This is a genomic window from Pseudoponticoccus marisrubri (assembly GCF_001482405.1).
Taxonomy (GTDB): Bacteria; Pseudomonadota; Alphaproteobacteria; order Rhodobacterales; family Rhodobacteraceae; genus Pseudoponticoccus; species Pseudoponticoccus marisrubri.
Map to the genome: position 1 here is coordinate 23,707 of NZ_LPXO01000006.1, position 13,407 is coordinate 37,113.

At 68.8% G+C, this 13,407-nt stretch carries 16 protein-coding genes; 10 read left to right on the forward strand and 6 right to left on the reverse strand.

Features of this window, described 5'->3' with window-relative positions; translation table 11 throughout:
* Genes AVJ23_RS11195 through AVJ23_RS11210 form a run of 4 tightly spaced genes read right to left on the reverse strand, consistent with a single transcriptional unit; the run spans position 1 to position 3,065 of the window.
* Positions 1 to 828, reverse strand: a complete 828-nt coding sequence (locus AVJ23_RS11195; protein ID WP_058862288.1) for an HTD2 family dehydratase — start codon at positions 826 to 828, stop codon at positions 1 to 3.
* A gap of 3 nt (positions 829 to 831) precedes the next feature.
* The gene (locus AVJ23_RS11200; RefSeq protein WP_058862289.1) at positions 832 to 1,497 is read right to left on the reverse strand and encodes an SOS response-associated peptidase; all 666 of its coding nucleotides are present in this window, start codon (positions 1,495 to 1,497) and stop codon (positions 832 to 834) included.
* A 6-nt stretch (positions 1,498 to 1,503) separates the two neighbouring features.
* Entirely contained in the window at positions 1,504 to 2,703 is a 1,200-nt protein-coding gene (locus AVJ23_RS11205; protein ID WP_058862290.1) for a class I SAM-dependent methyltransferase, read from the reverse strand.
* A 59-nt stretch (positions 2,704 to 2,762) separates the two neighbouring features.
* Positions 2,763 to 3,065, reverse strand: coding sequence for a DnaJ family domain-containing protein (locus AVJ23_RS11210; RefSeq protein ID WP_058862291.1), 303 nt, complete (start codon positions 3,063 to 3,065; stop codon positions 2,763 to 2,765).
* Between the two features lie 121 nt (positions 3,066 to 3,186).
* On the opposite strand from AVJ23_RS11210, the gene fzlA reads away from it, so the two are divergent.
* The 6 genes from fzlA to AVJ23_RS11240 all read left to right on the forward strand — a co-directional run bounded on the left by fzlA (position 3,187) and on the right by AVJ23_RS11240 (position 7,250).
* Positions 3,187 to 3,852 carry an FtsZ-binding protein FzlA gene (gene fzlA / locus AVJ23_RS11215; RefSeq protein WP_058862526.1) on the forward strand — a complete coding sequence of 222 codons (666 nt, stop codon included), beginning with the start codon at positions 3,187 to 3,189 and terminating at the stop codon, positions 3,850 to 3,852.
* Positions 3,833 to 4,918: a tRNA epoxyqueuosine(34) reductase QueG gene (queG, locus tag AVJ23_RS11220; protein WP_058862292.1), complete on the forward strand. Its 1,086-nt coding sequence runs from the start codon at positions 3,833 to 3,835 to the stop codon at positions 4,916 to 4,918. Before fzlA ends, queG begins: the two co-directional genes overlap by 20 nt.
* Before the next feature lie 224 nt (positions 4,919 to 5,142).
* Positions 5,143 to 5,592 (forward strand): peptide-methionine (R)-S-oxide reductase MsrB, encoded by a 450-nt coding sequence (msrB, locus tag AVJ23_RS11225; RefSeq protein ID WP_058862293.1) that lies wholly within the window; start codon positions 5,143 to 5,145, stop codon positions 5,590 to 5,592.
* Positions 5,589 to 5,996, forward strand: a complete 408-nt coding sequence (locus tag AVJ23_RS11230; protein WP_058862294.1) for a hypothetical protein — start codon at positions 5,589 to 5,591, stop codon at positions 5,994 to 5,996. The genes msrB and AVJ23_RS11230 overlap by 4 nt, the downstream gene beginning before the upstream one ends.
* A complete protein-coding gene (msrA, locus tag AVJ23_RS11235; protein ID WP_058862295.1) occupies positions 5,993 to 6,502 on the forward strand; it encodes a peptide-methionine (S)-S-oxide reductase MsrA in 510 nt (169 codons plus the stop codon). Before AVJ23_RS11230 ends, msrA begins: the two co-directional genes overlap by 4 nt.
* Before the next feature lie 136 nt (positions 6,503 to 6,638).
* Positions 6,639 to 7,250 carry a class I SAM-dependent DNA methyltransferase gene (locus AVJ23_RS11240; protein ID WP_058862296.1) on the forward strand — a complete coding sequence of 204 codons (612 nt, stop codon included), beginning with the start codon at positions 6,639 to 6,641 and terminating at the stop codon, positions 7,248 to 7,250.
* Between the two features lie 3 nt (positions 7,251 to 7,253).
* Here the strand turns inward: AVJ23_RS11240 and AVJ23_RS11245 are convergent, their stop codons facing one another.
* Positions 7,254 to 7,772 (reverse strand): GNAT family N-acetyltransferase, encoded by a 519-nt coding sequence (locus AVJ23_RS11245; RefSeq protein ID WP_084794511.1) that lies wholly within the window; start codon positions 7,770 to 7,772, stop codon positions 7,254 to 7,256.
* 140 nt (positions 7,773 to 7,912) lie between these two features.
* On the opposite strand from AVJ23_RS11245, the gene AVJ23_RS11250 reads away from it, so the two are divergent.
* Both AVJ23_RS11250 and AVJ23_RS11255 read left to right on the forward strand, forming a co-directional pair.
* Entirely contained in the window at positions 7,913 to 9,940 is a 2,028-nt protein-coding gene (locus AVJ23_RS11250; protein WP_058862298.1) for an NADPH-dependent 2,4-dienoyl-CoA reductase, read from the forward strand.
* 196 nt (positions 9,941 to 10,136) lie between these two features.
* The gene (locus AVJ23_RS11255) at positions 10,137 to 10,697 is read left to right on the forward strand and encodes a type 1 glutamine amidotransferase domain-containing protein (protein WP_058862299.1); all 561 of its coding nucleotides are present in this window, start codon (positions 10,137 to 10,139) and stop codon (positions 10,695 to 10,697) included.
* Between the two features lie 201 nt (positions 10,698 to 10,898).
* Here AVJ23_RS11255 and AVJ23_RS11260 read toward each other — a convergent pair whose 3' ends face one another.
* Complete coding sequence (locus AVJ23_RS11260; RefSeq protein ID WP_058862300.1) at positions 10,899 to 11,339, reverse strand: DUF4399 domain-containing protein; 441 nt, start codon at positions 11,337 to 11,339, stop codon at positions 10,899 to 10,901.
* A 208-nt stretch (positions 11,340 to 11,547) separates the two neighbouring features.
* Here AVJ23_RS11260 and AVJ23_RS11265 point away from each other — a divergent pair, with 208 nt between their 5' ends.
* The gene (locus AVJ23_RS11265) at positions 11,548 to 12,453 is read left to right on the forward strand and encodes a LysR family transcriptional regulator (protein ID WP_058862301.1); all 906 of its coding nucleotides are present in this window, start codon (positions 11,548 to 11,550) and stop codon (positions 12,451 to 12,453) included.
* A 150-nt stretch (positions 12,454 to 12,603) separates the two neighbouring features.
* Positions 12,604 to 13,338, forward strand: coding sequence for a lysozyme family protein (locus AVJ23_RS11270; protein WP_058862527.1), 735 nt, complete (start codon positions 12,604 to 12,606; stop codon positions 13,336 to 13,338).
* The last annotated feature ends 69 nt before the right edge of the window (positions 13,339 to 13,407 follow it).

The following is a 13,407-nucleotide window of genomic DNA, read 5'->3' on the forward strand; positions in this document are numbered from 1 at the left end:
TCAGACCCGCGCCTCGGCCTGCATCGCCTGCGCCCCGTCGCCCCGCGCGGCCCAGAGATCCATGCCCCCCTCGACCCGCCGGCCCGCGATCGTGAAGGGCGCCATGCCGGCCAGCGGCGCGGTGCCGCGGAAGGAAAAGCGGCGCAAGGGCTGGCCCAGGCTGCGCGTGGCGAGATCGGCCAGCAAGGTCGCCGTCAGCGGCCCGTGAAAGACCAGCCCCTCATAGCCCTCGACCTGCCGGGCATAATCCACGTCGTAGTGGATGCGGTGGCCGTTGAAGGTCAGCGCCGAGTAGCGGAACAGCATGACCTGCGTCGGCTGCACCGTCTCTGTCACCTCGGCCCCCTCGGGCGCACGGGGCGGCACGGGCGCGGGCGCCGCCGGGTCAGGGTCGGCGCGGTAGACGATGTCATGTTCCTCGGTCAGCGCCACCTGCCCGCCCGTCAGGATCTCGTGGCGCACAGTCACGAAACAGAGCGGCCCCGACCGGCCCGATTTCTCGGTCACGTCCAGGATGGTCGAGCGTTTGACCGCCGCCTGCCCCAGCACCAGCGGCGCGGCAAAGTCCAGCCGCCCGCCGGCCCACATGCGCCGCGGCAGGTCCACCGGCGGCAGGAAGCCGCCGCGTTTGGGATGCGCGTCGCGGCCCAGCCCGCTGGCCGGCACCGCCTCGAGGAAATAGAGCCAGTGCCAGAGCGGTGGCAGCGCGTCGCCCTCGGCCAGCGAGGGCGTCCGGTCCAGCGTCGCCTGCATGAAGCGCGCGGGCCGGGGCAGAATCACGTCGTGATGCTCTTCGGTCCGGCCGATCCAGTCCGTCAGCTCCGCCACGGCTCAGCCCTCCATCGGTTCGATCAGCTGCGGCCCGCGGGCGCGGTTGGAGTTGACCTCGACCGGCACGCGATGCCAGCGCAAGCTGCCCTCGGGCGCGGGCTGCATCAGCGTGGCCGCGCCCTTGCCCTCTTCGCCCAGCCACTTGGCCCAGTCGGCGCGCTCCAGCACCACGGGCATGCGGTGATGGATGGCCGACATCTCGTCACTGGCGGCGCAGGTCACGATGGCGCAGGTGCGGTGCTCTTCCTCCTCACGCGACCAGTCCTGCCAGATCCCGGCAAAGACCAGCGGGTCGCCGTCCCGGCGCGTGATGTACCAGGGCAGGCGGTTGTCCTGGCCATCCTTGGTCCATTCGAAAAAGCCGCTGGCCGGGACGAGGCAGCGCCGCTCGCGGCAGGCGGATCTGAAGGCGGGTTTCTCGGCCACCGTCTCGGCACGGGCATTGATCAGCAGCGGGCCGTCATTGGGTTTCTTGTACCAATGCGGGATGAAGCCCCAGCGCATCGCCGCCAGCCGCCGCTGCCCGTCAAGGGTATGGGCCACGTGGATGCGGTTGGTGGGGCAGACATTGTAATTGGGCACCTCGGGCAGGTCGTTGGCCGGCACCGCCTCGAACATCTGCGCCATGGCATCGGGCGGCAGGGTGATGGCGAACCGTCCGCACATGACCGCTCAGCCCTTGCCGAGGCCGGAATAGAGCAGCAGGCCCCAGGACGCCAGCTCGCGCTCGAGCTTCATCCAGTGGCTGCCAAAGGTCAGCGCGTCCATGCCCGCCCCGGCCGCGATCTGGGACAGGCTGCGCACGCCGTCGATCCCGGCGATCAGCGGCGCGGCCTCGCGCGGGAGCCGCAGGCTGGTCTTGATCCCGTGCAGGGTCAGCGGCACGGTGCCGACCTGCGCCACCTCCTGCGCCAGCCGCGCCGCGGGGGCGCCGCGCAGATGCGGGATCAGCGCGCGGTTGGTGGCCGTGGCCGGTTTGCGCATGTCCTCGGACGGTACGGCATAGCCGACATGCAGCTTGATGACGCCGCGCAGCTTCTCGGCCGCGCCCATCGCCTGGGCCTCGCCCAGCCCCTCGGGGCGGATCTTCGTCAGCCGCGACAGGTCATAAAGCGCAGGCGTGCAGAAGCTCTGCAGCCGCCACCCGGTCTCGTCCATGATCGTCAGCAGCTCGGGCGCGGTGAAGGCCCGGTCCTGCCCGTGCAGCAGCAGGTCGTAGAACCCCGCATCGCTGGCCTTGTGATCCACGAGGTTGCTGTTGACGGCAAAGGGATGCCCCTCGGGCAGATCGCGCACCAGCCCGCGCGCGGCCTTCAGCCGCTCCTTGGGCGACAGGCCGGCAAAGAGCGTGTCGAAGGCTTGCTGCAACGGGTATACGCCGGACCGCCCGTAAGGCGCGTAGACCATGAAGCCCAGCCCGCCGCCGGGCGCCAGCGCCGCGCGCAGCGCCCGGAACCCCGCCGCCGGGTCGGGCAGGTGATGCAGCACGCCGCAGCAGTCGATATAGTCGAACTGGCCATACTCGGCCGCATCGAGCAGCGAGCCGGTCTCGAAGCGGATCATGTCCAGCTTGCGCACCTTGGCGCGCGCCTCGGCCACCTTGCGCGAGGCGCCGGACAGGTCGAGATAGGTGATCTCGGCCGGGCGCTTGTGATGCGCCAGCACCGTGGCCAGCTGGATCAGCCCGTCGCCGGTGCCGCCGCCGGCCACCAGCACGCGCAGCGGCTGTGACCAGTCGCGCTGGCCGGCAAACAGGAAATGGTCGATCTCGTGCGGATGCGAGGGCGAGCCGGTGATCAGGCGCTTCTTCTCGTCCTTGGGATCACGTTCGGGATAGGGATAGGCTTCGTATTGTTCCTGGACCGTGACCATCGGGCGCCCTCTTCGATCTTCGGCGCGACAGTGGCACGGCCCCGCGGCAATGTCCAAGCTCAGCCGCGCGATTTCGCAAGGTCGAGCCGCGTTTGCAGCACCGCGATCTCGGACAGGATCTGCGCACGGCGGTCCCGGTCCGCCGTGTCGCGCAGGGTCTCGCGCAGCCGGGCCAGCTCGCGGCTGAGGGTGACCGCCTCGGGCACGGCGCCGTTCTGCTTCAGGATCCGCCCCATGATCGAGCTGTCGGGATCGTCCTCGCGCGGCAGCGGCTTGCCCGCGCCGGGCAGGTTGTCGAAGGCGCCCTCCTTCTCGGCGGCGCGGATCCGTGCGGTGATGAGGTCGATCAACGGATGGTCCATGGCGGCCACGATACGGCGGGTCGGCGCCGTGGGAAAGGCCCCGGGCGCCCGACCGCTTGAAACGCGCCCCTTTTCACGGCAAAGAAGGCCCGTCTTACCCCCTCCCCGTTCGGAACCTTTGATGGCCAAGCTTTACCACGTTCCCCTGTCACCGTTCTGCCGCAAGGTCCGCCTGTCGCTGGCTGAAAAGAAGATCGAGTGCGAGCTGGTCGAGGAGCGCTACTGGGAGAAGGACCCCGATTTCCTGCGCCGCAACCCCGCCGCCAAGGTGCCGGTGCTGCGCATCGACGGCAAGATCATGGCCGAATCCGGGGCGATCTGCGAATGGATCGAGGAGAAGTATCCCGACCCGCCGCTGATGCCGCGCTCGGCCGATGCGCGGTTCGAGGTGCGCCGGCTGGTGTCGTGGTTCGACGACAAGTTCCACCACGAGGTGACGTCGAAACTGCTCTACGAGCGGGTGAACAAGAAGGTGATGAAGGCGGGTTTCCCGGATTCGGGAAACGTGAAATCCGGCGCCAAGGCGATCAAGTACCATCTGGATTACATGGCATGGCTGCTGGATCACCGCCGCTGGCTGGCCGGCGATGCCATGACGCTGGCCGATTTCGCCGCCGCCGCGCACCTGTCGGCGCTGGACTATATCTCGGACGTGGACTGGAACCGCTCCGAAGTGGTCAAGGACTGGTACGCCAAGATCAAGTCGCGCCCGGCCTTCCGCAACATCCTTGCCGACCAGGTGCCGGGCTTTCCGCCACCGGCGCATTATGCCGATCTCGACTTCTGAGACCGCACCGGACCCGCTGTCGCTGAAGTCCCGGCTTCTGGCAGAGGCGCGGCAGGTGGGCTTTGCCGGGGCCCGCCTCTGCCGGCCCGGCGACGTGCCCCAGGTGATGGACCGGCTGCGCGCCTTTCTCGCCCGCGGCTATCACGGGCAGATGGGCTGGCTGGCCGAGCGCGCGCATTGGCGCGGCGATCCGACCGCGCTCTGGCCCGAGGCGCGGTCCGTCCTGATGCTGGCCGAGAATTACGGCCCCGACCATGACCCGCTGGACGTGCTGGGCCAGCGCGACCGCGCCGCGATCTCGGTCTACGCGCAGAACCGCGACTATCACGACGTGGTCAAGAAACGCCTGAAACGGCTGGGCCGCTGGCTGATCGCCGAAGCCGAGGCCAAGACGGGCGAGGCGCCGCAGATCAAGGTCTTTGTCGACACCGCGCCGGTGCCGGAAAAGGCGCTGGCGCAGGCGGCGGGCCTGGGCTGGCAGGGCAAGCACACCAACCTCGTCAGCCGCGAGCTGGGCTCCTGGCTGTTCCTCGGCGCGATCTTCACCACGCTGGAGCTGCCCCCCGACGCGGCCGAGACCGATCACTGCGGATCCTGCCGCAAATGCCTGGATATCTGCCCGACCGACGCCTTCCCGGCGCCCTACCAGCTGGATGCGCGGCGCTGCATTTCCTACCTGACGATCGAGCATCGCGGCCCGGTAGACGCGGCGCTGCGGCCGGGGCTGGGCAACCGGATCTATGGCTGCGACGACTGCCTGGCCGTCTGCCCGTGGAACAAGTTCGCCCGCCGCGCCGAAGAGGTGAAATACCACGCCCGCGACGATCTGCGCGCGCCGGCTTTGGCCGAACTGGCCAAGCTGGACGATGCCGGGTTCCGCGCGCACTTCTCGGGCTCGCCCATCAAGCGGATCGGGCGCGACCGTTTCGTGCGCAACGTCGCCTACGCGATCGGCAATTCCACGGATCCCTCCCTGACCGGGGCGGTGCAGCCGCTTTGCGAAGATGATGATGCGGCGGTGGCCGATGCGGCCCGCTGGGCCGTCGGGCGCCTCAAGGCGCTTTGACGGGCGCTGAGCTGCCATCCCAGCGCCCGGAGCGCCGGCCCGCAATTCCTTGGGAGAAAAAGGGCTGTCACTCACCGGTTACATGGCAGCGCGCACCGATCCGCGCAAGCCCGGCGCAAGGCAACGTGAGGACAGCCGCTGCCGGGTTTGATTTACGCCGCCAAACACCATCTATTATGGCAAGATAGACGCGCCCGCCGGGCGCAGGCGATCGGAGGATGCACATGGCAAAATACGAACGACGGCCGGAGGTTATCGAAAGCCTGACCCCCGAGCAGTTCCACGTCACCCAGCGCTCGGGCACCGAGCGGCCGGGCACCGGCGAATATTTGCACAACAAGGCCGCCGGGATCTACGTGGACGTGGTCTCGGGCGAGCCGCTCTTCGCCTCGGCCGCGAAATACGAATCGGGCTGCGGCTGGCCGAGCTTCGTCAAACCCATCGAACCTGACAATATTGTCGAGCTGCGCGACACCAGCCACGGCATGATCCGCACCGAGGTCCGCTCGGCCCATGGCGACAGCCACCTGGGCCATGTCTTTCCCGACGGGCCGAGCGATCGGGGCGGGCTGCGCTACTGCATCAACTCGGCCGCGCTGCGCTTCATCGCGCGCGAGGACATGGAGGCCGAGGGCTATGGCCAGTATATCGACCAGGTCGAGGACGTGGAATGACATCCGACCGCGCCGGTCTGCGGGCAGAGCTGTTCCGCATGCTGGACGACGAGACGGGCATCCGCTCGACCCGGTCAAGCTGGGGGCGGATCGCCGCCCTCGGTGACCGCGACGACCTGGCGCTGGTGTTCTCGGTCTCCGAGGACAAGGTGTCGGTCTACATGAAGGCCCGGACCGAAGCGGCGTCCCACTGGGTGACCTGCCATGCCGACGCGCTGACCGCGGCGCTTGGCACGGTCATGGGTCAGGGAAGCGGACAGGCGGCCAAGGGCTACCTGTTCAGGAAGGACAATCGGAACGCCTGTCTTGCCCTGCGGCGCACCTGGCCGGAAGCAATCCGCTTCTTCCAGGTCCAGTTCGCAAGGTTCGATCAGGCCATTCGTCAACTGGAGGACGTGACATGACAACCGAACGCGCCGTATTGGCCGGGGGCTGCTTCTGGGGCATGCAGGAATTGATCCGCAAGCTGCCCGGGGTCAAGGACACCCGCGTGGGCTATACCGGCGGGGACGTGAAGAACGCCACCTACCGCAACCACGGCACCCATGCCGAGGGGATCGAGATCCTGTTCGACCCCGAAACGATCAGCTATCGCAAGATCCTCGAGGTCTTTTTTCAGATCCACGACCCCACCACGCTGAACCGGCAGGGCAACGATATCGGCATGTCCTACCGCTCGGCCATCTACTACGTGGACGAGGACCAGCGGCAGGTCGCGCTGGACACGATTGCCGATGTCGAGGCCTCGGGCCACTGGCCAGGCAAGGTCGTGACTGAGGTCGAACCGGTGGGTGATTTCTGGGAGGCCGAGCCCGAGCACCAGGATTACCTGCAGCGCTATCCCGGCGGCTATACCTGCCACTTCCCGCGCGCCGACTGGGTGCTGCCGCGGCGCGACGCGGCCGAGTGACCGCATCCCGGGGGGGTGGCGCCCTCGCCCCCCGGCGATCCATGCAACCGTGCAGAAGCGGTGAACGCCCCTTCGGGATGGGCGCGAAGGGTGGTCTGCCCTATGATCCGGCCATCAGCGGGAACGGAGCTTGACCATGGCCGACGCCACTTTCTGGGACCGGATCGCGGATCGCTATGCCGCGCGGCAGGTCAGCGACCCGCAAGCCTATGCCGACACGCTCGACCGGGTGCGCCACTGGCTGCGCCCGGAATGGGACGTGCTGGAACTGGGCTGCGGCACCGGGACCACGGCGCTGGCGCTCGTTGGCGGGGTGCGGCGCATGACCGCCACCGACCTGTCGCCCGCCATGATCGAGATCGCCCGCGCCAAGCCGGACTGCCCCGCCTCGCTGCGCTTCGAGGTCGCCGGGGCTGCCGACGCGATCCGGCCAGGCACGCATGACGCGATCCTCGCCTTCAACCTGCTGCACCTCGTGACCGACCTGCCCGACCTTCTGGGCACGATCCGGCAGGGGCTGCGGCCGGGCGGGATGTTCCTCTCCAAGACGCCCTGCATTGCCGGCAAGCATCACTACCGTCCGCTCATCGCGGCCTTGCAGCTTTTCGGCAAGGCACCGCGGCCGATCCATTTCCTGTCGACCGCGGGGCTGGAGCAGCAGATCGCCACCGCCGGGTTCGAGATCGTCGAGACCGGCGACTACCCCGCGCGCCCGCCCAGCCGGCTGGTCGTGGCCCGCGTGCCCTGAACCTCAGAGATCCATGCGGAAATAGAGCATGTGGGGACGCAGTTCGGGGAAGGTATTGGCCGTGCTGCTTTCGGGATAGCGGTCGATCTCGCGGAAGCCCAGCGAGCGGTAGAGCGCCTGCATCGCCGCGGTATGCCTCAGCGTATCGACAAGGATCGTCTTCAGCCCCATGGCGCGCGCCTCGTCCAACCGCCGCTCCACCAGCGCACGGCCCAGCCCGGTGCCGCGCGCCTCGGGCCGCACGAAGAGCCGCTTGAGCTCGCCCCGTGCGCCGGGCAGTGCCGAGAGCGTGCCGCAGCCCAGCCAGCGGCCATCCGGCGCGACGCCGATGCAGATGCGCCCGCGCGGCGGCAGGAAGTCGTCGACATGGTCCCAGAAATCCTGCACCGGCACGGCCGGCGGCACATCCGGCCCGCCCAGCGCCACCAGCCCCGCGACGATGTCGACATAGTAGTCATGCAGCAAGGCGGACATGCGCGCATGGTCCGGCCGGGTCTCGGGCATGAGGAGTCGGAACGCCATGACGACAGGATAGCCGCCGGGCGCGGTTGGGGAAGCCTGTTTCGACAGGCGCAACCCGGCCCCCGTGACGCCACGTTTCAAGGTGACAGCGCGGCCGCGGGCGTGTGAGGGTCGGCGCCACGCAAGGGAGGCGCGCGACCATGACCCGATACCCGCATATGCTGGCCCCGCTGGACCTGGGCTTCACGACGCTGAAGAACCGTGTGCTGATGGGCTCGATGCACACCAATCTCGAGGAACGCGGCGACTGGAACCGGGTGGCCGAGTTCTACGCCACGCGCGCCCGCGGCGGTGTCGGGCTGATGGTGACCGGCGGCATGGCCCCCAACCCCGAGGGCGGGGTCTTTCCTGGGGCGGCGGGGCTTTATACCACGCAGGACATCGCCAACCACCGGGTCGTGACCGACCGGGTGCACGCGGCGGATGGCAAGATCGCCATGCAGATCCTGCACGCGGGCCGCTATGCCTATGGCCCCGACTGCGTGGCGCCTTCGCCGGTGAAATCCCCCATCTCGCCCTTCCCGCCCAGGGAACTGGACGAGGCCGGGATCGAGAAGCAGATCGCCGATATCGCGACCGCCGCGGCCCGCGCGCGCGAAGCGGGCTATGACGGGGTCGAGGTGATGGGCTCCGAGGGGTATTTCCTGAACCAATTCCTCGTCACCCACACGAACAAGCGCACCGATCGCTGGGGCGGCTCCTACGAGAACCGGATGCGACTGCCGGTCGAGGTGGTGCGCCGCGTGCGCGAGGCGGTGGGCGACGATTTCATCGTGATCTACCGGCTGTCCATGATCGACCTCGTGCCCAACGGCTCGACCCATGACGAGGTGGTGCAGCTGGCGCAGGCCGTCGAGGCGGCCGGTGCCACGATCCTGAACACCGGGATCGGCTGGCACGAGGCGCGCGTGCCCACCATCGCGACATCGGTGCCGCGCGCGGCCTTTGCCTGGGTGACGAAAAAGCTGATGGGCAAGGTGGGCGTGCCGCTGATCACCTCGAACCGGATCAACACGCCCGAGGTCGCCGAGGAGGTGCTGGCCGAGGGCTGCGCCGACATGGTCAGCCTCGCGCGTCCCTTCCTCGCAGATGCGGAGTTCGTGGCCAAGGCGCAGGCCGGGCGGGCCGAGACGATCGCGCCCTGCATCGCCTGCAACCAGGCCTGTCTCGATCATACCTTCGCCGGCAAGGTGTCCTCCTGCCTCGTGAACCCGCGCGCGGGCTTCGAGACCGAGCTGGTGGTGACCCCGGCCGAGACCGCGCGCCGCATCGCCGTGGTGGGGGCGGGCCCGGCGGGGCTGGCCGCCGCCCTGACCGCGGCCGAGCGCGGCCACGCGGTCACGCTCTACGACAAGGCGGCACGGATCGGCGGGCAGCTCAACATGGCGCGCCGCATTCCCGGCAAGGAGGAGTTCCACGGGCTGGTCGACTGGTTCGAGACCATGCTGGCCGAGCGCGGCGTGACCTGCGCGCTGGAGACAGAGGCCGGGGCCGCCGATCTGGCCGGGTTCGACGCGGTGGTGATCGCCACGGGCGTGCGCCCGCGCGATCCGCAGATCCCCGGGCAGGACGGGCCGAACGTGCTGGGCTATGCCGAGGTGCTGGCCGGCGGCGCGCCGGTCGGGCCCCGCGTGGCGGTGGTGGGCGCCGGCGGGATCGGCTTCGACGTGGCGGAATTCCTTGTCCATGACGGCGAGAGCGCGACCGAGAGCCTGCCAGAGTGGATGCGCGAATGGGGCGTGACCGACCCGGATGCGGCGCGTTCGGGCCTGGCCCCCGAGGGTCCGCAGCCCGGCCCGCCCGCGCGGCAGGTGACGCTCTTGCAGCGCAAGGCCGAGAAGCCCGGCAAGCGGCTGGGCAAGACCACCGGCTGGATCCACCGCGCCGGGCTGCAGATGAAGGGCGTCACCATGAAGGCCGGCGTAAATTACGAGCGCATCGATGTTCAGGGGCTGCATATTTCCCATGGCGAGGCGCGCGAGCGGCCCGAGCTGATCGCCTGCGACACGGTGGTGCTCTGCGCCGGGCAGGTCCCGGAGCGGGCGCTGGCCGACGCGCTGGAGGCGCAGGGCGTCGCGGTGCATGTCATCGGCGGCGCCGACGTGGCGGCCGAGCTGGATGCAAAGCGCGCCATCGACCAGGGCACGCGGCTGGCCGCCACTCTCTGACCGGCCGCGGGGCTGTTACCGGCCGGTGCGGCCTGCGGCCGCGCAGGATATCTCGCCCTCTGCCTGCGGCAGACGGGGCTCGGGCCGCGCGTGGCCACCGCCTGCGCTTCTTTCGGAACCCAGCGCCCGTGGCGGTGTTGGGACGGCAGAGACGGGCCGCGTGCCCGTGACCCATCGTTTTCGAAAGGAGGCCGACATGCCCAGCATTGCCGAGTCCAAGATCCTCATCATCTCAACCCATGGTTTCGAACAGTCGGAGCTGGAATTCCCGCGTGACCAGCTGCGCGCCAAGGGCGCCGAAGTCCACGTGGCCACGCTGGACGGCAAGGCGATCAAGGGCTGGGAAGGCAGCGACTGGGGCCGTGAGGCTGAGGCCGACCTGAAGGTCGCCGATGCCGATCCCACGCAATACGACGCGCTTGTAATTCCCGGCGGCCAGATCAACCCCGACCTGCTGCGTGTCGAGGACAGCGTGATCGCGCTGGTGCGCGCCTTTGCCAAGGAAGGCAAGGTCATCGCCGCCGTGTGCCACGGACCGTGGGTGCTGATCGAGGCCGACATCGTGGCCGGCCGCGAGATGACGGCCTATCCGTCGATCCGCACCGATCTGAAAAACGCCGGCGCCCGTGTGATGGACGAGCCCGTCATCGCCGACAGCGGCATCGTGACCAGCCGCAACCCGAACGATCTGAAGGATTTCGTCTCGAAGATCGTCGAGGAGGTCGAGGAAGGCCGCCACAACCGCAAGGCGGCGTAACGGCGTCCGCCTATTGAAATAGCATCATTGACAGGCCCCCGGTGGCATCGCCGCCGGGGGCCTTTTTGCTGTGCGATGCGCTCGCTGCGTGCGTCGCCCGCTCCCTGCGTGAGCGAGGGGTTTGGTCGTGCGGGCCGCCGGCCAACGCAAAGAGGCCCAAGACAGCCGGACCCGGCCGATAGCCCAAGCTTAAGCGCGGACCTATTCCACCGTCACGGTGATGTGCTCCGAAGCGATCGGCGGATCATGGGGCACGTGGAAATGATCGCCCATCACCAGCTGCAGCGTATGCGTGCCCGCGGGCAGGTCGAGCGTCACCTCGGTCTGGCCGCCCCCGAAATGCCGGTGGTTGTCATCCGAGGGGATGCCCGTCTCCATCAAGGCCTCGTCGCCCTCGGCCTCGCCCAGTGGCGGGCGGTTGACGAAGACATGGTGATGGCCGGTATTCTCGGCCTCGACCCCGGCCGGGGCCACGCCCATGCCGCTCAGCCCAAACCGCACGGTCACCGGGGCCGAGACGGTGGCGCCATCCTCGAGCCCGATGAAATAGACCGAGGCCTCTTCGGGGGCGGGCGTGCGCTCGGCCAGCGCGGCGGTGGAGACGAGCGCGCCGATGGCCAGCGCGGACAGGAACGGTTTCATGATCGGATCCTCCCAAGCTCGGGGCATCAACCTGCCCCAAGGGAAAGATAGCACGCCACGGCCCCGCAGCCAGCACGCGCCGGCGCCGTTGTTTCGACCTGCCGGACAGCCGCTGCATTTCCCCTTTATTGTCGGCCCCCTGCCAAAGTTGCGCCCCAGTCTGCCGCCATACCGGTCTGCAAAGAAACGACGACACGAGGAGCCGGGAATGGACCGACTGACCGAGATGGAGGCCTTTGCGACCGTGGTGGACCAGGGCGGCTTCACCGATGCGGCCAAGAAGATGGGCATCTCCAAGTCCGCCGTGTCCAAGCATGTCTCGTCGCTCGAGGCACGTCTGGGCGCGCGGCTGCTGAACCGGACCACGCGGCGCGTCTCGCCGACCGAGATCGGGCTGGCCTATTACGACCGCGCCCGGCGCGTGCTCAACGATGCCGGCGAGGCCGACGCGCTGGTCACCTCGATGCAATCGGCGCCGTCCGGGCTCTTGCGGATCAGCGTGGCCACGGATTTCGGCGTGAACCACCTGTCGCCGGTGCTCGGCGATTTCCTGGCCGAGTTCCCCGACATCACGGTGAACATGGTACTGAACAACCGCTACGTGGAGCTGATCTCGGAAGGGTTCGACATGGCGGTGCGCATCGGCGAGCTGGAGGACAGCACGCTGCGCGCCCGCAAGCTGACCGAGACGACCAAGCGGATGATCGCCTCGCCCGCCTATTTCGAACGTTTCGGCCGCCCGCAGCGGATCGACGACCTGAACGAACACAAGCTGCTGCATTATTCCAACCAGTCCTCGGGCAATGTCTGGAAGCTGACCGCCCCCTCGGGCGAGAAGCGGCAGGTGCGCACCGCCGGCTGGCTGACGGTCAATGACGGGCAATCGCTGCTCAATGCCTGCATCGGCGGGCTGGGCATCGCCTACCTGCCCTCCTTCCTGTTCCATGATGCCATGCAGCAGGGGCTGGTCGAGGACGTGATCCCGGACCTGCCCGTCGAGACGCAGGGCATCTATGCCGTCTACCCGCCGGGCCGCTTCACCCAGCCCAAGGTACGCGCCTTCATCGACTTCCTCGTGCATGCCTTTGCCGAGAAGGGCCCGCAGGCCTGGTAGCCCGCCCCCGTTGTTCTTCCCCAGCCTGTCTCCAGGCCACCTCGCCCCGGCTCGCGCCGGGGTTTTCTTTTGCCGATCCGCGGAAACGGTTTCTCAACGCGGCCATGGCAGGCTGCGCGCATCCTGAACCGGGATTTCTTCGAGGTGAGCATGCAGAATGCAGGCCGCGCCGCGCTGGCGCTGATATGTCTTGTCTTCCTGTCCGGGCGCGCCGCGCTGGCCGAGCCGGTCTCGGTCTTCCTCTCGGCCGCCGCCGCGGGGCGCGCGCCGCTGGTCGACCTGTCCGGTGCACCGGCGGCCAGCACGCAGGCCAGCCTGTTCAGCGGGCGGGGCGCGGGTTCGCTCTTTGCACCGGTGCAGCCGCGTGCGCCGGCATCGCAGGGTCTGCGCGCCACGCTGGCGTCCGGGGATCCGGTGGCCCGGCTGCGCAGCCTGATCGCCTCGGCCGAGGCCGGCGCCAAGGGCTATGACGCGGTGCAATACGGCGCCACGCGGCGCCCGGACCGACCGCCGACAGCGATGACCATCGGCGAGATCTATGAATGGATCCGCGAGACCCCGGGTCAGCCCCACGCGATCGGCCGCTACCAGTTCATTCCGCCCACCCTGCGCCGGCTGGTCAGGGCCGAGGGGCTCTCGACCACGGCGCGCTTCTCGCCGGCCGTGCAGGACCGGCTGGCCGACCGCCTGCTGGCAGAGGCCGGAATGGCCGCTTTCCGCGGCGGCACCCTGTCGCGCCACGCCTTCATGCACAACCTGTCCAAGATCTGGGCCGGCCTGCCGACCGCGTCCGGCAAGTCCTACTACCACGGCTATGCCGGCAACAAGGCCACGATGAGCTGGGACCGGTTCGACCGGGAAATGGCGCGCATCTTTCCGGGCTGAACAGCCAGGTCCGGGCGGCAAGCCGCTTCGAAGCGGCTTGGATCAAGCGGCTTCGAAGCCGCTTTCCAC